24 protein-coding genes are annotated in these 20353 nt (G+C 45.9%); 17 read left to right on the forward strand and 7 right to left on the reverse strand.

Annotated elements, in window-relative coordinates:
• The first annotated feature begins 30 nt into the window (after positions 1–30).
• From AC2T15_RS05480 to AC2T15_RS05545, 14 genes are all read left to right on the forward strand, one after another.
• Positions 31–1446, forward strand: coding sequence for a DegQ family serine endoprotease (locus tag AC2T15_RS05480; protein WP_286593633.1), 1416 nt, complete (start codon positions 31–33; stop codon positions 1444–1446).
• 156 nt (positions 1447–1602) lie between these two features.
• The gene (gene lepA / locus AC2T15_RS05485) at positions 1603–3402 is read left to right on the forward strand and encodes a translation elongation factor 4 (protein ID WP_286593631.1); all 1800 of its coding nucleotides are present in this window, start codon (positions 1603–1605) and stop codon (positions 3400–3402) included.
• On the forward strand, positions 3402–4256 hold the full coding sequence (gene lepB / locus AC2T15_RS05490) for a signal peptidase I (RefSeq protein WP_486778943.1): 855 nt from the start codon (positions 3402–3404) through the stop codon (positions 4254–4256). Before lepA ends, lepB begins: the two co-directional genes overlap by 1 nt.
• A 75-nt stretch (positions 4257–4331) precedes the next feature.
• Positions 4332–5027: a ribonuclease III gene (gene rnc / locus AC2T15_RS05495; protein WP_053101852.1), complete on the forward strand. Its 696-nt coding sequence runs from the start codon at positions 4332–4334 to the stop codon at positions 5025–5027.
• Positions 5020–5910, forward strand: coding sequence for a GTPase Era (gene era / locus AC2T15_RS05500; protein WP_486778944.1), 891 nt, complete (start codon positions 5020–5022; stop codon positions 5908–5910). The genes rnc and era overlap by 8 nt, the downstream gene beginning before the upstream one ends.
• Positions 5911–5913: 3 nt before the next feature.
• Entirely contained in the window at positions 5914–6579 is a 666-nt protein-coding gene (gene recO, locus AC2T15_RS05505; RefSeq protein ID WP_053099528.1) for a DNA repair protein RecO, read from the forward strand.
• A 10-nt stretch (positions 6580–6589) separates the two neighbouring features.
• Entirely contained in the window at positions 6590–7333 is a 744-nt protein-coding gene (gene pdxJ / locus AC2T15_RS05510) for a pyridoxine 5'-phosphate synthase (protein ID WP_486778945.1), read from the forward strand.
• Between the two features lie 109 nt (positions 7334–7442).
• Complete coding sequence (locus AC2T15_RS05515; protein ID WP_486778946.1) at positions 7443–8093, forward strand: TetR/AcrR family transcriptional regulator; 651 nt, start codon at positions 7443–7445, stop codon at positions 8091–8093.
• Positions 8094–8107: 14 nt separating this feature from the next.
• Complete coding sequence (locus tag AC2T15_RS05520) at positions 8108–9001, forward strand: radical SAM protein (protein ID WP_486778947.1); 894 nt, start codon at positions 8108–8110, stop codon at positions 8999–9001.
• 2 nt (positions 9002–9003) lie between these two features.
• A complete protein-coding gene (locus AC2T15_RS05525) occupies positions 9004–9597 on the forward strand; it encodes a DUF1285 domain-containing protein (RefSeq protein WP_053099532.1) in 594 nt (197 codons plus the stop codon).
• 16 nt (positions 9598–9613) lie between these two features.
• On the forward strand, positions 9614–10552 hold the full coding sequence (locus tag AC2T15_RS05530; RefSeq protein WP_053105319.1) for an ABC transporter ATP-binding protein: 939 nt from the start codon (positions 9614–9616) through the stop codon (positions 10550–10552).
• A complete protein-coding gene (locus AC2T15_RS05535; RefSeq protein ID WP_286593627.1) occupies positions 10542–11321 on the forward strand; it encodes an ABC transporter permease in 780 nt (259 codons plus the stop codon). Before AC2T15_RS05530 ends, AC2T15_RS05535 begins: the two co-directional genes overlap by 11 nt.
• 114 nt (positions 11322–11435) lie before the next feature.
• The gene (locus AC2T15_RS05540) at positions 11436–12098 is read left to right on the forward strand and encodes a C40 family peptidase (RefSeq protein ID WP_053099535.1); all 663 of its coding nucleotides are present in this window, start codon (positions 11436–11438) and stop codon (positions 12096–12098) included.
• A 46-nt stretch (positions 12099–12144) separates the two neighbouring features.
• Positions 12145–12663 carry a C40 family peptidase gene (locus tag AC2T15_RS05545; protein ID WP_486778948.1) on the forward strand — a complete coding sequence of 173 codons (519 nt, stop codon included), beginning with the start codon at positions 12145–12147 and terminating at the stop codon, positions 12661–12663.
• Between the two features lie 59 nt (positions 12664–12722).
• Here AC2T15_RS05545 and trpB read toward each other — a convergent pair whose 3' ends face one another.
• Both trpB and AC2T15_RS05555 read right to left on the reverse strand, forming a co-directional pair.
• A complete protein-coding gene (gene trpB, locus AC2T15_RS05550) occupies positions 12723–13928 on the reverse strand; it encodes a tryptophan synthase subunit beta (protein WP_053099537.1) in 1206 nt (401 codons plus the stop codon).
• A 29-nt stretch (positions 13929–13957) separates the two neighbouring features.
• Complete coding sequence (locus AC2T15_RS05555; protein WP_486778949.1) at positions 13958–14317, reverse strand: hypothetical protein; 360 nt, start codon at positions 14315–14317, stop codon at positions 13958–13960.
• A gap of 310 nt (positions 14318–14627) precedes the next feature.
• Between AC2T15_RS05555 and AC2T15_RS05560 the strand changes: the two genes are divergently transcribed.
• Positions 14628–15215, forward strand: a complete 588-nt coding sequence (locus AC2T15_RS05560; RefSeq protein WP_286593617.1) for a protoglobin domain-containing protein — start codon at positions 14628–14630, stop codon at positions 15213–15215.
• Here AC2T15_RS05560 and AC2T15_RS05565 read toward each other — a convergent pair.
• The 5 genes from AC2T15_RS05565 to AC2T15_RS05585 form a co-directional block, all read right to left on the reverse strand.
• Positions 15196–16530: a sensor histidine kinase gene (locus tag AC2T15_RS05565; RefSeq protein WP_486778950.1), complete on the reverse strand. Its 1335-nt coding sequence runs from the start codon at positions 16528–16530 to the stop codon at positions 15196–15198. The genes AC2T15_RS05560 and AC2T15_RS05565 overlap by 20 nt on opposite strands.
• 28 nt (positions 16531–16558) lie before the next feature.
• Positions 16559–17071 carry a Spy/CpxP family protein refolding chaperone gene (locus AC2T15_RS05570; RefSeq protein WP_286596478.1) on the reverse strand — a complete coding sequence of 171 codons (513 nt, stop codon included), beginning with the start codon at positions 17069–17071 and terminating at the stop codon, positions 16559–16561.
• A gap of 126 nt (positions 17072–17197) precedes the next feature.
• A complete protein-coding gene (locus AC2T15_RS05575; RefSeq protein WP_053102373.1) occupies positions 17198–17899 on the reverse strand; it encodes a response regulator transcription factor in 702 nt (233 codons plus the stop codon).
• A gap of 3 nt (positions 17900–17902) precedes the next feature.
• Positions 17903–18199: a YciI family protein gene (locus AC2T15_RS05580; protein WP_053102374.1), complete on the reverse strand. Its 297-nt coding sequence runs from the start codon at positions 18197–18199 to the stop codon at positions 17903–17905.
• Between the two features lie 4 nt (positions 18200–18203).
• A complete protein-coding gene (locus AC2T15_RS05585) occupies positions 18204–18806 on the reverse strand; it encodes a septation protein A (protein ID WP_053099543.1) in 603 nt (200 codons plus the stop codon).
• Between the two features lie 68 nt (positions 18807–18874).
• On the opposite strand from AC2T15_RS05585, the gene AC2T15_RS05590 reads away from it, so the two are divergent.
• Both AC2T15_RS05590 and AC2T15_RS05595 read left to right on the forward strand, forming a co-directional pair.
• Positions 18875–19714, forward strand: coding sequence for a PHP domain-containing protein (locus tag AC2T15_RS05590; RefSeq protein ID WP_486778951.1), 840 nt, complete (start codon positions 18875–18877; stop codon positions 19712–19714).
• Between the two features lie 14 nt (positions 19715–19728).
• The gene (locus AC2T15_RS05595; protein WP_053099545.1) at positions 19729–20352 is read left to right on the forward strand and encodes an L-threonylcarbamoyladenylate synthase; all 624 of its coding nucleotides are present in this window, start codon (positions 19729–19731) and stop codon (positions 20350–20352) included.
• The last annotated feature ends 1 nt before the right edge of the window (position 20353 follow it).

Consider the following 20353-nt stretch of genomic DNA (forward strand, 5'->3'; position numbering starts at 1 on the left):
ATCGACGTTCTTATCATTTAGGAGTGTTAAATGAGCAAAATGAAAACGTGCATTGCCGCGGTATTTTCAGTCTTTTTATTGAGCAGCAATGTAACTCTAGCTAAAGAACTGCCTGATTTTACTCAGCTCGTAGAGCAGTCCTCCCCAGCAGTTGTAAATATCAGTACGCGGCAAAAAGTTAACATCCAGGCGCAGCGAGCACCACAGCATTTAATGCCAGACCTCGAAGGTTTGCCGCCCATTTTCCGTGAATTCTTTGAACATAGTTTCCCGCAACCACGGCAAGCGCCACGCGGTCAGCAACCACAAGCACAATCTTTAGGCTCTGGTTTTATTATCTCGCAAGATGGTTATATTTTAACCAACAATCATGTGATCGATGGGGCTGACGAGATTTTAGTTCGCCTATCAGATCGCAGCGAGTTACAAGCTAAGCTAATTGGCGCTGATCCTCGCACTGATGTGGCGCTGCTTAAAGTAGAGGGTAAAAATTTACCTGTGGCTAAAATCGGTCAGTCGAACGATTTAAAGGTGGGTGAGTGGGTATTGGCCATTGGCTCACCTTTTGGTTTTGATCACTCGGTTACCAAAGGCATTGTTTCAGCTAAAGGCCGTAGCCTGCCCAACGAAAACTATGTGCCTTTTATTCAAACTGATGTTGCAATTAACCCAGGTAATTCTGGTGGCCCTTTATTTAACCTTAAAGGTGAGGTGGTGGGGATTAACTCACAAATCTTTACCCGATCAGGGGGATTTATGGGGCTTTCCTTTGCGATTCCTATGGATGTAGCAATGGGTGTTGCCGAGCAGCTAAAAGCTGAGGGTAAAGTGAATCGTGGTTGGTTAGGTGTCATTATTCAAGAAGTGAATAAGGAATTAGCTGAATCCTTTGGTTTAGATAAGCCCGCTGGTGCTTTAGTGGTGCAGATTTTAGAAGATGGCCCTGCAGCTAAAAGCAAGCTACAAGTAGGCGACATTATTTTATCCGTAAACCAGCGAGCAATTACTTTATCTTCAGATTTACCGCACTATATTGGCACTTTAAAAGCAGGCGATACCGCCAAGCTGGAAGTGCTACGCTCAGGTAAAAAACAAAATATTGCAGTTAAAGTAGGTGGCTTGCCTGAAGAGGGAGCAGCACAAGCTAGCGCTGCTAAGCAAAGCAGTAATAGCCGCTTAGGTATGAGTGTGCAAGACTTGACCAAAGAGCAATTAAAGCAGCTGGAAATTACCAGTGGCGTGGTTGTGAATCATGTTGAACAAGGTCCTGCGGCATTAATTGGATTGCGTCCAGGTGATGTCATCACACACTTGAACCAGCAAACCATTGAGTCAGCTAAAGCCTTTAGTAAAATCGTCGCTGAGTTACCTGCCGGCAAATCATTGTCGATGCGAGTGCTACGTCAAGGGCGAGCCAGCTTCATTTCATTTAAATTATCTAAGTAATTGATAACACTCCAAAAAGCGGCTGAATAAGCCGCTTTTTGGTTTTTCTGGTTCGCATTTGCGAACAAAGGTGACGAGCGCTAGTTAAATCAAGTAAACTTAGCCCTATTTTTCGGCCAGCATCAGGTTGGCGCTACTTATTTTTGGTGAAGTTCTGTGAGTGACTTGAGTCATATTCGTAATTTTTCAATCATTGCCCATATTGACCACGGTAAGTCTACCTTGGCAGATCGATTCATTCAGATTTGTGGCGGCCTTAGTGAACGTGAAATGGCCAGCCGCGTGTTGGACTCCATGGACCTTGAACAAGAGCGTGGAATCACCATTAAAGCTCACAGTGTGACCTTAGGTTATACCGCAGAAGATGGTAAAACCTATCAGCTAAACTTTATTGATACGCCAGGCCACGTTGACTTTAGCTATGAAGTTAGTCGCTCATTAGCAGCCTGTGAAGGCGCATTATTAGTAGTCGATGCTGGACAGGGGGTTGAAGCTCAGTCAGTGGCTAACTGTTACACCGCCATTGAGCAAGGCCTTGAAGTGATGCCGGTGTTAAACAAAATTGATTTACCCCAGGCTGATCCTGAGCGGGTACAAGAAGAAATTGAGCACGTCATTGGAATTGATGCAACGGATGCCGTGACCTGTAGCGCTAAAACCGGACTAGGAGTAGAAAACGTTATTGAGCGTTTAATCAAAACTATTCCTGCTCCAGAAGGTGAAATTGATGCACCACTACAAGCCTTGATCATCGACTCTTGGTTTGATAACTACTTAGGCGTCGTTTCTTTAGTGCGAGTCAAACACGGTCGCGTGAAAAAAGGCGATAAAATTTTAGTGAAGTCGACGGGTAAAGTTCACCAAGTTGATAGTGTTGGGGTGTTTAATCCTAAACATACCAATACGGCTGAACTTAAAGCCGGTGAGGTTGGCTTTATTGTTGCGGGTATTAAAGAAATTCAAGGCGCACCAGTTGGTGATACCTTAACCTTATCTAACACGCCTGAAGTAGAAATGCTGCCCGGATTCCAACGGGTAAAACCTCAGGTTTATGCCGGTGTATTCCCAGTTAGTGCCGATGACTTTGAAGCCTTTCGTGATGCTTTAGAGCGTTTAACCCTCAATGATGCCGCGTTACAATACGAGCCCGAAAGCTCGGAAGCTCTTGGTTTTGGTTTCCGGATTGGCTTTTTGGGCATGTTGCACATGGAGATTATCCAAGAGCGACTCGAGCGCGAGTACGACCTTGATTTAATCACCACCGCGCCTACGGTGGTATTTGAAACGGTCATGAAAAATGGCGACATTATTTATGTCGACAACCCTTCCCGGATGCCTGACCCTGCCAACATCCAAGAAATGCGGGAACCGATCGTTAAAGCCACGATCCTAGTTCCTCAAGAGCACCTTGGTAGTGTGATTACGCTCTGCGTTGAAAAGCGTGGTGTGCAAACTGACATGCAGTTTATGGGAAATCAAGTGCAAGTCTGCTATGACCTTCCTATGAATGAAGTGGTGCTTGATTTCTTTGACCGACTAAAATCAGTGAGCCGTGGTTACGCCTCACTTGACTACGCTTTTGATCGTTTCCAAGCAGCGAATTTATCGCGCTTAGATATTTTAATTAATGGCGAAAAAGTCGATGCATTGGCGCTGATTGTGCACCGTGATATTGCTGTTAGTCGTGGCCGTCTACTGGCCGAAAAAATGAAAGACTTAATTCCACGGCAAATGTTTGATGTGGCCATTCAAGCGGCTTTAGGTGGACAAGTGATTGCCCGTACCACAGTTAAAGCACTACGTAAGAACGTACTGGCCAAATGTTATGGTGGGGACGTTAGCCGTAAGCGTAAACTGTTAGAAAAACAAAAAGCAGGTAAAAAACGCATGAAGCAAGTAGGTAACGTAGAAATTCCACAAGAGGCATTCTTAGCTGTGCTAAGAGTGGATGATTAATGCACATTGATTTTCCCTTGCTCTTAACCCTTGCGGTTATTATTACTGGAGCCTTGGCATTAGTTGATAAGTTCTACTTTGCCAAGCGCCGAGAGCAAGCAGTTGAGCGTTATCGGCAGTCGGTAGCGACAACTGCGCCAGAAACCTTAGAGCAGTTGACTAAGCAACCCGCTGTACTTGAGTTTGGGCGCTCATTATTTCCAGTGCTGGCATTTGTTTTTGTATTGCGCTCATTTTTATTTGAGCCGTTTCAAATTCCCTCAGGCTCGATGATTCCCACTTTACAAGTAGGGGACTTTATTTTAGTAAATAAATTTTCCTACGGAATTCGCTTACCAGTGATTGATAAAAAGCTGATTCCGGTCGGTGATCCGCAGCGTGGCGATGTTATGGTGTTTAAGTACCCAGAAGATCCACGAATTAATTACATTAAGCGGGTAGTTGGGGTGCCAGGTGATCACATCGAATACACCTCAGGCAAGCGCTTAATTATCAATGGGCAGTCAGTGGCTGAACAGCTGATTGGCTCAGAGCCTGGCAGTTTAGGCAGTGCGAAAATTTATGCTGAGTCCTTAGGGCAAGCAGAGCACCAGATTCGCAAAGAAATGGATCACTACCGAATTGAGCCAAGTCGTGAGTGGACAGTGCCTGAAGGGCACTATTTTATGCTTGGCGATAACCGTGATCGCTCAAAAGATAGCCGTTATTGGGATGATCCCCATATTAGCCCTGAGTTACAAGGTATGGTGCCAGATCATTATATTGTGGGCAAAGCCTCAGCAATTTGGATGACTTGGAAAACGCCAAAACTTAGCCATTTACCGAGTTTTGAACGCGCCGGTTTTATTCAATAATTGTGGCTCGCTGCTGCAGGCTACAGTAGCGAGCACCTCCTTCCTGTTTTATTTAACAATACGTGTGTATTTCTAGTGAGCAACTCCCTACAAAAGCTACAAACTAAACTTGGCTACGAGTTTAATGATGCTGCGCTACTCAAAATTGCGCTAACTCACCGCAGTTATGCGGGAAAAAACAATGAACGCCTCGAATTCTTAGGCGATGCAGTTTTAAACTTTATTGCAGGTGAAGCCTTATTTAAGCGCTTTCCTGAAGCGCGCGAAGGACAGTTATCACGTCTACGCTCTCGCTTAGTTAAAGGCGAAACCTTAGCTATTCTGGCTAAGGGCTTACACCTAGGCGATCATTTATTGCTGGGTTCTGGCGAGCTAAAAAGTGGTGGGTTTCGTCGTGAATCTATTCTTGCCGATGCAATGGAAGCCATTATTGGAGCGATTTATTTAGATCGCGGTATGACAGCCGCTGGTGAGCGCATTTTGTTTTGGTTAGAGCCGCACTTTGAAACTTTAACGTTAGTTGATACCAATAAAGACCCTAAAACGAGACTGCAAGAGCTTTTACAGTCTCGAGGCTGTGAACTGCCTAATTATGAAGTGATTAATATTCAAGGCGAGCCGCATTGTCGTGTATTTGATGTAGAGTGTAGCGTAAGTCTCTTAACTGAAAAAACCTATGGTCAGGGTGCTAGTCGCCGAATTGCAGAGCAAATGGCAGCAGAAGCTGCATTAACTGCGTTAAATCTTGAGAAAGGGGCAAAGCATGAGTGAGTTACGCTGTGGTTATGTCGCCGTGGTGGGGCGTCCAAACGTAGGAAAATCTACGCTGGTCAATCATATTTTAGGGCAAAAATTAGCCATTACCTCGCGCAAGCCGCAAACCACTCGGCAAAACATGCTTGGCATTAAAACCGAAGGTAACGTACAAGCCATTTACGTAGATACCCCCGGCATTCACCAAAACACGGTGACTGCCCTGAACAACTACATGAACCGCGTAGCCCAGCAAGCGCTACGTGATGTTGATGTGGCGTTGTTTGTGGTGGACCGGATGCGCTGGACCGAAGAAGACGAGCTGGTGTTTAATCGCATCAAGCACCTTAGCTGTCCATTAATTGTGGCGGTTAATAAAGCTGATCGCTTAGAAGACAAAAGCCAATTGCTTGAGCACTTACAGTGGCTGTCAGAAAAAATGCCCAATGCCGAGATTGTGCCAATTTCGGCGTTGCATAATCAAAACCTGGAGCGTTTAGAGCAGTTGGTTAATCAGTCTTTGCCAGTGAGTCCTTTTTATTATTCAGAAGAGCAAATTACTGATCGCTCCAGTCGTTACCTTGCGGCTGAATTAGTCCGCGAAAAAATCACCCGTCAGCTGGGGGCTGAACTGCCTTATCAAGCAACCGTTGAGGTGGAAGACTTTAAGTATGAAGGACGTATTTTACATATCCATGCGCTTATTTTAGTGGAGCGGGATGGACAAAAGAAAATCCTGATTGGTGAGAAAGGTGAGCGGATTAAGCGCATCGGCCAAGAAGCGCGAAAGGATATGGAGGTCCTATTTGACAGTAAAGTCATGCTGAATTTATGGGTTAAAGTCAAAGGTGGTTGGTCGGACGATGAGCGCGCGCTACGCTCGCTGGGTTACCTCGACTAACCCATGCATGCCTACGTGTTGCACTCACGGCCTTACAAAGAAACCAGCGCCTTGCTCGATGTGTTTACCGAGCAAGGACGACAACGGGTAGTATTACGTGGGGCAAGGCGCAGCAAAGGGCATAAAGTGCAGCTATTTAGCTTATATGCCATTGAGTGGGCAGGGCGCAGCGAATTAAAAACCCTAACTCAGTTTGATAACCTGGAGTTTACGCCACCACTTATCGGCGAGCGATTATTTTGCGGCTTTTACCTTAATGAACTATTAACTCGCTTATTACCCGAGCACGACGCTTACCCAGTCTTGTTTGAGCTTTATCAGGTGGCTCTTTTCGCGCTACGTGAACAGCAGCCCATTGAGCCGATATTACGGCAATTTGAGTGGCAGTTAATTGTGCAACTAGGTTATGGCTACTCATTAACTGAAGACAGTGACCAGCAACCGTTACAAGCTGAACAGTATTATCAACTACAACCCGATGTGGGCTTTTGTGCAAGCTATCCTCATCAGCAGCATTATCTCGGAGCTGATATTTTATGCTTATCCGAGGCTGACTGGGAGAAACAACACACCTTGCGCGTAGCCAAGCGTTTAATGCGCCAGACCTTAGCCTTTCATTTAAAAGGTCAGCCTATTATTAGTCGCGAGTTTTTTACTCGACCATTATGAGGAACAGATTATGAATCTTAAGCAGCGTATTTTACTGGGTGTAAACATTGACCATATTGCCACTGTTCGCCAAGCCCGCGGCACCAGCTACCCTGATCCAGTTAAAGCCGCGCTTGATGCCGAGCAAGCCGGAGCCGATGGCATCACCATCCACCTGCGTGAAGATCGTCGACATATTCAGGATCGTGACGTAAAACTACTAAAAGCGGTGATGCAAACCCCAATGAACTTTGAAATGGGGATCACCGAAGAAATGCTGCAAATGGTAGAGCAAGTTAAACCCGCGCACGTTTGCTTAGTACCAGAAACCCGTGAAGAGCTAACCACTGAAGGCGGCTTAGATATCTTAGCCCAAGAGCAGCGAGTGCAGCAGGCGGTAGAACGCCTAACTAATGCTGGCTCAATCGTTTCAATTTTTATTGATCCAGAAGCCGAGCAAATTCAAGCCGCTGCACGTGTAGGCGCCACCACTATTGAGCTGCATACTGGCCGTTACTCTGAAGCAAACTGTGTGGCTACACAAACTGCAGAACTTAAGCGCATTCAAGCAGCGGTTAAAGCAGCGCAAGCACAAGGATTGATCATTAATGCGGGGCACGGCCTGAATTATAACAACGTAGAGGCCATTGCCGCGATCCCTGGCATTAATGAGCTAAATATTGGCCATGCCATTGTTGCCCATGCGCTATTTGTTGGCTTTGCTCAAGCTGTAAGCGAAATGAAACAGTTGATCACTGCTGCAGCTCAAGCTTAAGTCGCTAGGGCCACCAAGTCTTTTAGTGACCAGTTGTGGAGTTATAGTTTTAATACCGACTCTAAATAGGCATACTAGGCTTATCTGAAACTGACTTGGTGGTCTTATTATGCAAACAGTACCGCGTAAAGTTCGCGAATTTAAACGCCGTGAACAAGAAATTTTAGATACAGCGCTGAGTTTATTTTTAGCCCATGGTGAAGATAGCGTCACCGTGGAGTTAATTGCTGATACCGTTGGGATAGGTAAGGGCACTATCTATAAGCACTTTAAGTCAAAAGCTGAGATTTATTTGCGCCTAATGCTCGACTATGAGCGCGATCTTAACGCCTTATTTCAGTCTGAAAATGTTGCCCGTGATAAAGAAGCTTTGTCGCGAGCTTATTTTGGTTTTCGCATGCGTGACCCACAGCGCTATCAGCTGTTTGATCGGCTGGAAGAAAAGGTCGTCAAAGGTCAGCAAGTGCCTGAATTGGTAGCCGAACTGCATGCTATCCGTGCCTCAAACTTTGAGCGCTTAACCGATTTAATTAAAGATCGGATTAATGAGGGCAAGCTCGAAGATGTGCCCCCGTATTACCACTATTGCGCGGCCTGGGCCTTAGTCCACGGCGCAGTAGCACTTTATCATTCGCCATTCTGGAGTAATGTTCTGGAGGACCAAGACGGTTTTTTCCAATTCTTAATGGATATTGGGGTGCGCATGGGCAACAAGCGTAAGCGTGAACACGACTCCAAGCTTGAAACAGAAGAATCTTAAGATCAGAGGTGAACATGAGCCAGTTGTTTCCTATTGAGTACATTGAGCCGGTGTTTCGTCCACCGAGTGAGGCCAATTCGTTAATTCTGCCGGTAACCAATGGTTGTTCATGGAATAAGTGCACTTTCTGTGAAATGTACACTGCGCCGCAAAAAAAATTTCGTGTACGAGATGAAGCGCAAGTCATTGAAGAAATTAGGCGCACCAGTGAGCAGTACCAAGTACGACGAATCTTTTTAGCCGATGGCGATGCCATGGCGCTTTCAACCCGGCGCTTAGTAACGATCTTAGAAGCTATTCGCCAATATATGCCTGAGGTGGAACGGGTCAGCAGTTACTGTTTGCCAAGTAACTTGAAAAACAAATCCGTGGCAGAGCTCACAGAACTAGCTGAGCTGGGCCTAACCATGGCCTATGTTGGCTGCGAATCTGGAGACGATGAAGTACTACGTTTAGTCAATAAAGGCGAAACCTTTGCTAGCTCTGAAAGTGCCTTAAATAAACTCGGCGCTGCAGGGATTACACGCTCGGTAATGATTTTAAATGGACTCGGTGGGCAACGCTTATCAGAGCAACACGCTACTCACTCGGCACAGCTAATGAATGCTACCCAGCCAGAGTATGTATCCACGCTGGTGGTTAGCTTTCCTTTAGGCGAACAGCGCTTTCGCAGTGAATACCCTGATTTTAAGCCCTTAACCCAGCTACAACTGTTTCAAGAGCTTGAGTTGTTTTTAAGCACTCTCGATTTACAGCAAACCGTATTTCGTAGCGACCACGCCTCCAACTATTTGGTGCTAAAAGGGGTGCTTGGAAAAGATAAAGCGCGCTTATTACACCAAGTGCGTCAAGCGATTGCCCATCCAGAACAGGCACACTTACGTCAAGAGTGGCAACGAGGACTCTAACCATGGCCAATACGCTGAGCTTGCAACAACTCGCCGAGCAATTAGAGCAACAGACCGAAGCGCCTGCGATTAACCAATGGCAACCCGCTGACTGTGGCCCTTTAGCCATGCGGATTGATCACCGTGGCCAATGGTTTTACCAGGGAGAGCCAATTCGGCGGGAGGCTTTAGTCAAGATCTTTAGCGATATTTTGCGCAAGGAAGGTCAGCATTATTATTTAGTAACGCCAGTAGAAAAATTTCAAATTCAAGTGGATGACTTACCCTTCATTACACAAGAGCTAGAAGTGAAGCAAGACCCAATAACCCAGCAGCAGCTACTGGTTTTAACCTTAAACCACGGGCTTAGCGTTACCCTCAGCCAAGCACAACCACTAATATTTGCGCCTAATGCGGAAGGTGATCTTTTGCCGGCAGTGTATGTGCAGCGCCAATTGTTAGCGCGTTTACATCGCAATCATTATTACCAGTTAGCTGAACTTGCTGAGCCAGCTGACTCCAACGCAGCTCAGGACTCAGAGCAATGGGGTGTATGGAGTAGCGGCCAATTTTTTCCGCTGATGCCGGCTGACCCTTCAGCCAATTTTAATCTCTAGGTAAAGCGTGCAGTTTATGTCAGAAGCATTAGTTATCGAAAACCTAAAAAAGGTGTATGGCAACGGCCATGTTGCCCTAAAAGGTATTGACCTTACCGTGCAAGAGGGCGATTTCTTTGCCCTGCTAGGTCCCAATGGGGCAGGAAAATCCACCACTATCGGCATTCTTTCGACCTTAGTGAATCCAAGTAGTGGTCAGGTCAAGGTGTTTGGTCACGACCTAGCCACTGACCCTTCGGCAGTTAAGCGCTGCCTAGGTCTAGTGCCTCAAGAGTTTAACTTCAACCAGTTTGAAACAGCCTTTAATATTTTAGTTACTCAAGCAGGCTACTACGGTATTGCCCGTAAAACAGCGGTAGCACGTGCCGAAGCCTTACTTAAGCAGTTAGGCCTATGGGATAAACGTGATACCGCCTCACGCATGCTCTCTGGCGGAATGAAACGCCGGTTAATGATCGCTCGCGCGCTGATGCATGAGCCACGCTTGCTGATTCTTGATGAGCCAACAGCAGGGGTAGATATCGAATTGCGTCGCTCGATGTGGGAATATCTGACCGAGCTGAATCAACAGGGCACGACGATTATTTTAACTACTCACTATCTAGAAGAAGCTGAGCAACTGTGCCGCAATATAGCCATTATTGATCAGGGCGAAATTGTTCAAAACACCAGTATGCGCAAGTTGCTTGATCAGTTACGGGTAGAAACTTTTATTTTAGATTTAGCCCAGGCGCAAACTAAAGCCCCAGAACTACAGGGTTATCCCTGCCAATTAACCGATGCCCAAACCTTAGAAGTGCAGGTCGATAAAATTATGGGCATTACTGGTTTGTTTACCCAATTGGCCGAAAAAAATATCGAGGTGATGAGCTTACGCAACAAAAGCAATCGCTTAGAAGAGCTGTTTGTGTCCTTAGTTGATAAGCATTTAGAGGAGAAAAAACATGCAAACTGAGTTCGCATCTAACTGGATTGCCTTAAAAACTATTGTTTACCGTGAAGCACGCCGTTTCCTTCGAATTTGGCCGCAAACGTTATTACCACCGGCTATTACCATGGTGCTGTATTTTGTGATTTTCGGTAATTTAATTGGCAGTCAAATCGGCGATATGCGCGGCTTTAGCTATATGCAATATATTGTGCCCGGTTTGATTATGATGTCAGTGATTACTAACTCGTACAGTAACGTGGTATCGAGTTTTTTTAGTGCTAAGTTTCAGCGCTCGATTGAAGAAATTTTGGTCTCGCCGGTATCTCCGCATACGGTATTGATTGGCTTTGTTTTGGGCGGCGTAATGCGTGGGCTGTTGGTCGCGGTGATTGTGACCTTACTATCATTGTTCTTTACTAAGCTGACCATTACTAATCTGTGGGTCACGATCATCGTGATTTTCTTTACCGCGACGGTGTTTGCTTTAGGTGGCTTTGTTAACGCGGTGTTTGCCCGCAACTTTGACGATATTTCAATCATTCCCTCGTTTGTTCTAACCCCTTTAACCTATTTAGGTGGGGTGTTTTACTCGATTGATTTACTCTCACCATTTTGGCAAAAGCTGTCACTGGCTAACCCTATTTTGCACATGGTGAACTCCTTTAGATACGGCATTTTAGGGGTTTCAGATATTAATATCTGGACCGCTATCAGCTTGATGCTACTGACCACTGCAGTCTTGTATCTGTGGTGTATTCGCCTACTCAAATCAGGCCGCGGTATGCGTCAATAAACCTGACTTAGATAAACGTACTAAGCATAAAGTCACACAATGGGGTAAAAAGTTTGCAAGTTAAAATAGGGGCGTGCAAAATACGCCCTTATTCTTTTCCCACAGATTGATGCTATGGACTCTATCAAATCTTTTTTGCGCTTGGTGACGCCTTTAGGGTTAGCTACTTTACTCTCAGCCTGTGCTTCTTTTAATGAACAGACCGAGTTGCGTGCGCACCCAGTGTCAGCCAAACACGTTAGCGCCAAGCAGCATGCTAAAGCCGAAGCCATTCACAGCTTACTGGACGATATTGAACAAACCACCAGTGACCTATTACTCGACAACAATGAATATCAGCTGCCAAGTTTAGCCGACTCTATTTTAGAAGGCGGCTTAAAGTTATTGGGCACACCCTATGTTTGGGGCGGCAATAACTTAAAAACCGGATTTGATTGCAGTGGTTTTATTGGCTATGTTTATCGCAAGCAAGCCGGTATTGAGCTGCCACGAACTACAGCTGATTTGTACCGTATGGATGCCCCGGTAATTGCCCGTGCTGATTTAATTCCAGGCGATTTAATTTTGTTTAATAAGCGTGGGCGCGGACAAGTCAGCCATGTAGGCATTTACATGGGGGAAAATAAGTTTTTACACGCATCTAGCAATAAGCGTACCGGCGGGGTACGGGTAGATAGCTTAAGTAATAGTTATTGGAGCGCCAGCTTTATGCGCGGCAAACGTGTGCTTGAAGAAGGTTTTGCTGAGACTGCGATTAACTTAGCCAGCAACAAGTAATCAGCTGTTACTGGCAGCGATTGATCATTAATAGGGGTAACGATAGATGCCTAGAGTATGGTTAGTGGGGCTGGGAGTCAGTCTATTATTAGCAGGCTGCAGCAGTCAGCCTAAAGCGCCTAGTAGCTCCGTGAGTCAACCGTTACCTGAAATCACCTATAAACCGCAGACTGGGCACTCACAAAATGTCTTATTCCATGCGCTTGGTTTAATCGGAACACCCTACTTATGGGGCGGCAACACCCCCGAAACGGGCTTTGATTGTAGTGGCCTGATTGCCTATGTATATGATCAAAGCGCTGGGCTGCAATTACCCCGTACCACCTCGCAGATGCACAGTTATAGCTCAGCCCCCAAAGTGGCGCGCAATCAATGGCGTAGCGGCGATATACTTTACTTTGCTACTGCCGGCAATGGCAAAGTGAGTCATGCGGGTATTTATGTGGGGGAAGGACGTTTTGTGCATGCGCCGTCTTCTGGTGGCACCGTGCGTTTAGACCGTATGGATAATATCTACTGGAGCAAAGCGTATATTGGTGCTAATCGTCCGCTAGCTAAAAACTAAACAAATTAATTCATCTATTTATACCGCCCCAGTGCTTTTTTGTACTGGGGCGTTTTGCGTTAGGCTAAGCCTAATAAGTTGGCCACATAGTCTGCGTCCTTATCACCACGGCCAGACAGGTTTACTAAAATCCGTTGTTCAGGATCCAAACTTGGTGCAATTCGTATAGCCCAAGCTACCGCATGGGCACTTTCTAGAGCGGGGATAATACCCTCAACCCGAGATAAGCGCATAAAGGCATCTAAGCATTCTTGGTCTGTCACGCTGTCGTACGTCACTCGTCCATGATCTTTTAGATAACTGTGCTGTGGCCCTACGCCTGGGTAATCTAAACCCGAAGCAATCGAGTGTACTGGCAGTGGTTGACCTTGTTCATCCTCTAATACATAACACGCCATGCCATGCAAGGTACTAGGTTTACCTAGTGTTAAAGTGGCTGAGTGCTGATCGGTATCAAGCCCTTTACCTGCAGGCTCAACCCCCACCAACTTTACCTCCGGATGCTCTAAAAATGCGCTAAACATACCAATCGCATTTGAGCCACCGCCGACACACGCAGTTACGTAATCTGGCAGTTGATTAAAGCGCTGAGTGAATTGCTGCTTTGCTTCTTTCCCAATAATTGCTTGGAAGTCACGCACCATTTTGGGGAAAGGATGAGGGCCTACCACAGAGCCAATAGCATAAATAAAATTATGGGGATCTTTTAGGTATTCTTCAAAGGCGCTATCCACCGCATCTTTTAAGGTTGCAGTGCCACGGGTAACAGGCACGATAGTGCAGCCTAAAACCCGCATTTTAACTACGTTGGGATGCTCTTTTTCAATATCCACTTGGCCCATGTGAATTTCGCAGGGGATTCCAACTAAAGCGCAGGCAGTCGCCAGCGCAACGCCATGTTGCCCGGCGCCGGTTTCTGCAATCACCTTGGTTTTACCCATATATTTGGCAAGTAAGGCCTCACCTAAACAGTGGTTAATTTTATGCGCACCGGTATGGTTTAAATCTTCACGCTTTAGGTAAATTTGTGCGCCGCCTAATTGCTCACTGAGGCGTTTGGCATGAAAAATCGGACTAGGGCGGCCAACATAGTCAGCAAATAACGAGGCCAACTCTGTTTTAAACTCATCACATTGGCAGATTTCTTCATAGGCTTGATTAATCTGATTCATGATTTCTTTGAGTGGCTCAGGCACAAACTGGCCACCATACTCACCAAAGAAACCTGCTTGGTTTGGCATTTCTGCAAACGCTAAGTCACTCATTGACAGATCCTTAATACTGTATTGTGTAGTTATTGACAATCATCGGCTTGGGCAGCGCGAACTTTTTTTACCGCAGTCACTTTAAAGCCACTGCTGTAGGCCTGACATAATTCACAGTCTGCCGCAGGTTGTTTAACCCCTTCCAATTCGGCAAAAACCTCTTGATAGGGTTCTACTGTTAGATTGTCATAGGCTGTTTGCAAGGTATTGAGCTGCATTTCATCGCCATACAACCATGCATCATCCTTGGCTTTACATTCCTTAAAAGCACTGACTTCATGGCCTAAAATAATATGACCGCGCACTAACGAAGAAGAGGAGCTTGAAGAACAGGCAGTGAGTAAAATAAACGATACCCCTAACAGGGAGTAAGCGAGTCGTTTAAACATAAATTTCCTATAAAAACCAAATGAAAAAGCTAGTATACGCAATTGTTACTAAAAAAATTATTTTGGTTTATCGCCTTTAAGATTAGAGGCTGTTGATAATATTCTAATCAATGTTTTTATTGACTCACATCAGCAAAATCTAATTTAATCCTTGACTAGCTGTGATCTAGTGCTTACTTTGAGCACGCAAAGGAAAATGCATTAGGTTCAATCCTACACCCGCCCATTGGGTTACCCAGTGTTTTTTATTAGTACAGGTTATTTGGATGTTCGTGTATTAATGTCAAATGGTATTCAGGTAAGCATTCGAATGACCAATAATCCTAAACTGATAGATATCGTGGATAAAATTAAGTTGAATATTCCCCCAGAAGTTATTTTCGATGAGAGCAATGCTGCCACACTCATTGAGCATAAAGACCTACTCTTAGCTAAAGGGCCGGGCATGGTTGATGCGTTCTATGCCACCTTAATGAACTACGAAAAAACTAAAGAAATTTTTAAGGAAGGCGAGCTACCCGATCGGATGCGCGATTTTCTTGCTTGGTGGGAGCGCTCAGTCCAAGGCCCGTTTGATAACTCCTATTGGGAATGGCAGGCCTTTGTTGGGGTGATTCATGTACAACGTGGCGTCACTAATGCAATGATGCTTAGTATGTGGGGCTGGTTACAAAACTACATTGAGCAAGCCATTACCGATGAAGTTGACTCCAGTGTACGCCTAGCTATATGCCAGAGCTTACGTAAACTGGCATCAACTGCCCAAGCCTACGCCGCAGACAGCTTTATGGAAACCTACGTGAATGGTGTTATGCGTGCTACCGGCTTTAAGCGAGTATTACTTGATCGCATGGTGCATACTGAAATCGACGATATCGTTAAAGATCATCGTGATTAACAGGCAAGTTAACCTTGACTTGAAAACCCATGGGTAGATTGCTAAAGCACAGCTGCCCTTGGTGCTGCTCTATAATTCGCTGCACAATGGTAAGCCCCAAACCGTAACCCTCGGCTGCATTCTGCCCAGCCACCCGATAAAAGGGCTCACTTAGCTTAGCTAAATGCTCTTCAGCCACACCTGGTCCATCATCACAGATAGTGATGCAAAGTTGCTGCTCAACTAACTGCCAACTAATTTGTACCTGATGCTGGGCAAAGCGCCAGGCATTACGCAGCAGGTTATCCAGTGCTCGCTCAAAGGCAGCAGCTTGCACCTGTACCGATAACCCTTTAGGCCCTTGTAGCTTGATGGTTTTTTCCGATACGAGGCCTTGATAGGGACTAATTAATTGTTCGAAGAAATCATCTAGTGATAACCACTGCCAACTATGACTGTGGTCATCCAATCTAGCCAAGTCTAAAATTTCGCTAATTAATTGATCCAAACGATCACACTCTAGCTCCATTCGCTGTACTTGAGTTGGCAATTGTGTAGGCGTACTGCGCTCAGTAAGTGCTAAAAGTAATTTTAAGCGGGCCAGTGGCGAGCGCAATTCATGGGAAACATCGCGCAATAACTGTTGCTGTCGATCGAGTAAGTGCTGTAAGTCCGTACCCATGCGTTTAAAGTCACGTGCCAACATGCCTAACTCATCCTGCCGCTGGGATAAAATCATTAGCGATTGCTGCTTAAAATTAGTATTAGCTAAATCTTGCACGGCTAGACGTAGGCGTTGAATGGGGCGAGTGATTGATAAACTTAAAAGCAAGCTAATGACTAATAGCAACAATAAAGTTACTGCTAAATAACTGCTTATTTTTAGCCAATGATTAAGCTGCCAGCGCTGCAATTCTTGTTGGGCGATTCGATAGACAAAGAGTAATTCTTGCCCTGTTGGAGTGTGTACCTCTTGGGTCACCCGGCGCCAGCGCGGGCCTGAGCCATGGGCCAGCCGTTTATCATGGTGTTTGGCAAGTTCTGGCGAGCGACTGATTAGTTGCTCATGATCCTCATTAATATCAAACACCTGAATATAGATACTGTGCTGTTTGCGCACTTCTTTAAGTAAGCGCGCTGTAGCTTTCGGATCATTGCTGGCTTCGGCTTGCTGCCACTGCTCTGGAAACTTCTGCAGTGCAGGGTGGTGATTTAACAACCAATAGTCTTGGTTAAAGAACTGCGCCAAGAGAAAGGTAGCGCCAACCACCAAGATTAATGCCAACCACAAAGCGGCAAAGACGCGCCAAAACAACGAGTGAAAAAATGTTGGCATTAACCTTAGCTATCCTACTTGAGGGTTATTAAGAGCGGTGCATCCGAGGTTCTGCGCTATCTGACTTGTGCTTGCGCTCTGGCTTATGTATGCCTTTATGATGCTTTTTCATGGTTGAGCGATGCTTTTGTTTTAACTCACTCCATTGCTTGCGCTGCTCTGGTGTTAAGATCTCTTGCATTTTTTGCTGCTGTTTTTCAGCTGAGCTTTTAAACTCAGCATGCATAGCTTTGCGCTTAACTTCAGGCAAGTATTTATCTTGAATTGCGCGTCGCTCTTGGCGTGAAGCTTCACGCACTGCTTGCAGTTGCTTAACTTGCTCATCACTGAGCTTAAGCTCCTGCTGCATTTGCTGAGCGTAACGATCATGCTTGGTCGTACGGCGAGTTTCTGCGTCTGCAGCTACTTTGGGTGCTGGCAATACTTTATGGATACCGGGTTTATTTAAGTATTGCTTGGCTTCTTCAGGTGGCATGGCAAAGCTAGTGATTGGAAGCGCGATACTGGTAATCAAGGCTAAAGGCGTTAAAAACTGACGCATAAGATGTTCCTCTCAATGACAGGGGTAAATAATTGAGTAATACCTCACTCAATGTCGATGGGGCTAGTATGCCAGATGCACAGTTTAGTGCTGTCAATCGAGTGTAAAGCTTAGGTAAAGGTGCGGTTACTGTTTAACGTAAAAATAACCACGACCACGTAGGGCCTGGATTCGGCTACTGCCATCAGCTAAATTACCCAGCTTTTTACGCAGGTTACTGATATGCATATCAAGACTACGATCAAACGCAGTTAATTTTTTTTCCAATGCTTGCTCAGACAACTCATCCTTACTCCATACTTCGCCAGGTCGGCTGAGGAGTAGGTCCAACAAACGTCCCTCAGAAACGGTGAGCTGATTTTGCTGATCGAAGGTTAATACATTGCCCGTGCTGCGCTGAAAGCGTAGATCGCCATATTCAAGCCAATCCTCCAGGGCCTTAGTATTATCTTCGGTAGTTGACTGGATCCGCCGATAAATTGCCTTGAGCCGCGCACTTAACTCACGGGGGTCGCAAGGCTTAGCTAAGTAATCATCGGCTCCCAGTTCTAACCCCAGCACCCGATCCATAGGCTCACCACGGGCCGACAGCATTAATACTGGCAGCTGTGGTAAGTTTTCCCGTAGTTCTTTTAACAGCTCTAAGCCATTGCCATCAGGCAGCATGACATCCAAAATCACTAAATCATAGCTCGCTTCAGTGCTCAGTAACTGCCGCGCATGTTGTGTGCTGTGGGCATAAAACACCTGATAGCCTTCTTGACTCAACCAAGCGCCTAATAGCTCGCAGAGCTCCACATCATCATCAATTAACAATAGCTGCTGCATGGCTTATTCAACAACAGGTAAAACCTGTTTAAAGGGTTTAACTATGACCTGCTGATAGACCTGCGCCGCACAATAAGGATCGGCTGCAGCCCAAGCTTTAGCCGCGGTCAATGACTCAAACTCAGCCACTACTAAACTGCCGGTAAACCCTTCAGCGTCGGGGTTAGGGTGGGGGCCAGCGAGCACTAAACGCTGCTGTTGCTGTAGCTGCTCTAAGCGCGCAAGATGAGCGGGACGTGCTGCCATACGTGCTTCTAAGCTGTCAGGCGCATCAGTGGCGATAATTGCAAATAAAGACATGGGCTTAATCCTTAGGTTGGTCGGAGCTGGCTGTATCGGCTTCCGGCTGAATATGACGTGCCATATAAATACCTTGAGCGACTAAAAAAATTAAGGTCATGCCTAAACTGCCAAACACTTTAAAATCGACCCAGATCTCATGGAAAGTAAAGGCAACGAACAAGTTGGCAGCGCCAGAAAAGATGAAAAATAGCACCCAAGCCCAATTTAGCTTGCGCCAAATCGCATCGGGTAGGTTAACTGCATGCCCCATCATGCGCTGAATCAATGGCTGCTTGCCGATAAACAAGCTGGCTAAAAAACCACTGGCAAATAACCAATTGACGATGGGCGCCTTCCACTTAAGGAAGGTTTCACTATGAAAGGTCAGCGTTAAGCCACCAAAAAACAAACAACCAAGTAACGTTAACCACTGGCCTTTCTCTAAACGCCGCTGAGCGATGAAAAGCAAACCATAGACAATCACTGAACTGATGATTAGCACAGCAGTAGCACTAAAAATACCACCAAACTCAAAACTATGGCCTAGTAACTCAACCGTATTAGGGCTGGTTTTATAGACGATGAAGAATAAGATGAGGGGGATAAAATCGATAAACTGTTTCACAATACAAGCCAATAGTGGATAGAGCAGGCATAATAGCAAACCCAGCCTAAAGCGTAAGCCCTTGATTTATGGATATTGATCTACATTGTCACAGCACTGCCTCCGATGGCGTTCTTTCCCCCACTGAACTGGTGCAACGCGCCGCTGCGCAAGGGGTAAAAACGTTAGCTTTAACCGATCACGACACCATTGAAGGCTTAGCTGAAGCCCAGCATGCAGCCAAACAATGTGGGATCCAGTTAATTAATGGCATTGAGCTATCGTGCAGCTGGAATGGGGCCACCATACATATCTTAGGTTATGCCTTTGATGCACAGCATCCGGCGATTATACGGGTGACTCAACAAATGCATCAGGCCCGCTGGGAGCGTGCAGAACTGATTAGTCAGCGTCTAGCTAAAAAAGGCTTCCATGATGCGCTGGCCGGTGCCCAAGCAATTCAAGCAGAATTAGGCGACAGCCAAAATGCTCCCGCACGCCCACACTTTGCTAGCTTTATGGTCCAGCAAGGTTGGGTAAAGGATTACAATGAAGCTTTTCGTAAATGGCTAGGAGCTGGCAAAGTCGGCGATGTTAAACAACATTGGCCAAGTTTTGAGGCAACCTTACAGGTATTAAAAGAAGCTGAAGCACTGATTAGTTTAGCTCATCCTTATCACTACAACTTTACCCGTACCAAGCGCCGGCGCTTGGTGGCTGATTTTGTCGAGCACGGTGGGCATGCTATTGAAGTAGTCAACGGCTGGCAGCCGGCTGAGCAAATAGGGGTGTTATCAATTTTAACTCGAGAGTTTGGCTTACGTGCTTCCGCCGGCAGCGACTTTCACTTACCCAAATCTTGGTCGGAACTAGGTAGCTACCGCGCGGTTCCAACAGATTTACCACTGTTATCTGAGTTATTGGCTTAAACGGGAGTTCTATTATGTCGAGTTTTTTTCAAATCCATGCCGAAAATCCACAGCATCGCTTAGTGTTGCAAGTGGTGGAAGTCCTCAAGCAAGGAGGAGTAGTCATTTATCCTACTGACTCATCCTATGCGCTTGGCTGCTTATTAGGTGAAAAACAAGCGATTGACCGTATTCGACAGCTACGCCAATTAGATGATAAGCATAATTTTACGCTGATTTGCCGCGACTTATCTGAGCTAGGGCTGTACGCCAAAGTTGATACCGTTGCTTTTCGCTTACTGAAAGCCCATACCCCAGGGCCTTATACCTTTATTATGAATGGCACCCGTGAAGTACCGCGGATGTTGATGCATGCTAAGCGCCGCACCATTGGTATTCGGGTACTGAGTAACCCCATTGCCCAAGCTATTTTAGAGGAACTGGGCGAGCCAATGTTAAGCGTCAGCTTGATTTTACCAGGACAAACGCAGGCGATGAATGATCCCTATGAGATTCGTGATGCCTTAGAAAAACAAGTGGATTTAATTATCGATGGTGGCTTTACTGGCACTGAACCTTCAACTGTAATCAATCTGGTCGATGATCAAATTGAAGTGATTCGAGTCGGCTGCGGTGATCCAGCACCTTTTATGAGCTAAA

It is taken from the genome of Thiopseudomonas sp. SA1F2-1K (genome assembly GCF_057443035.1).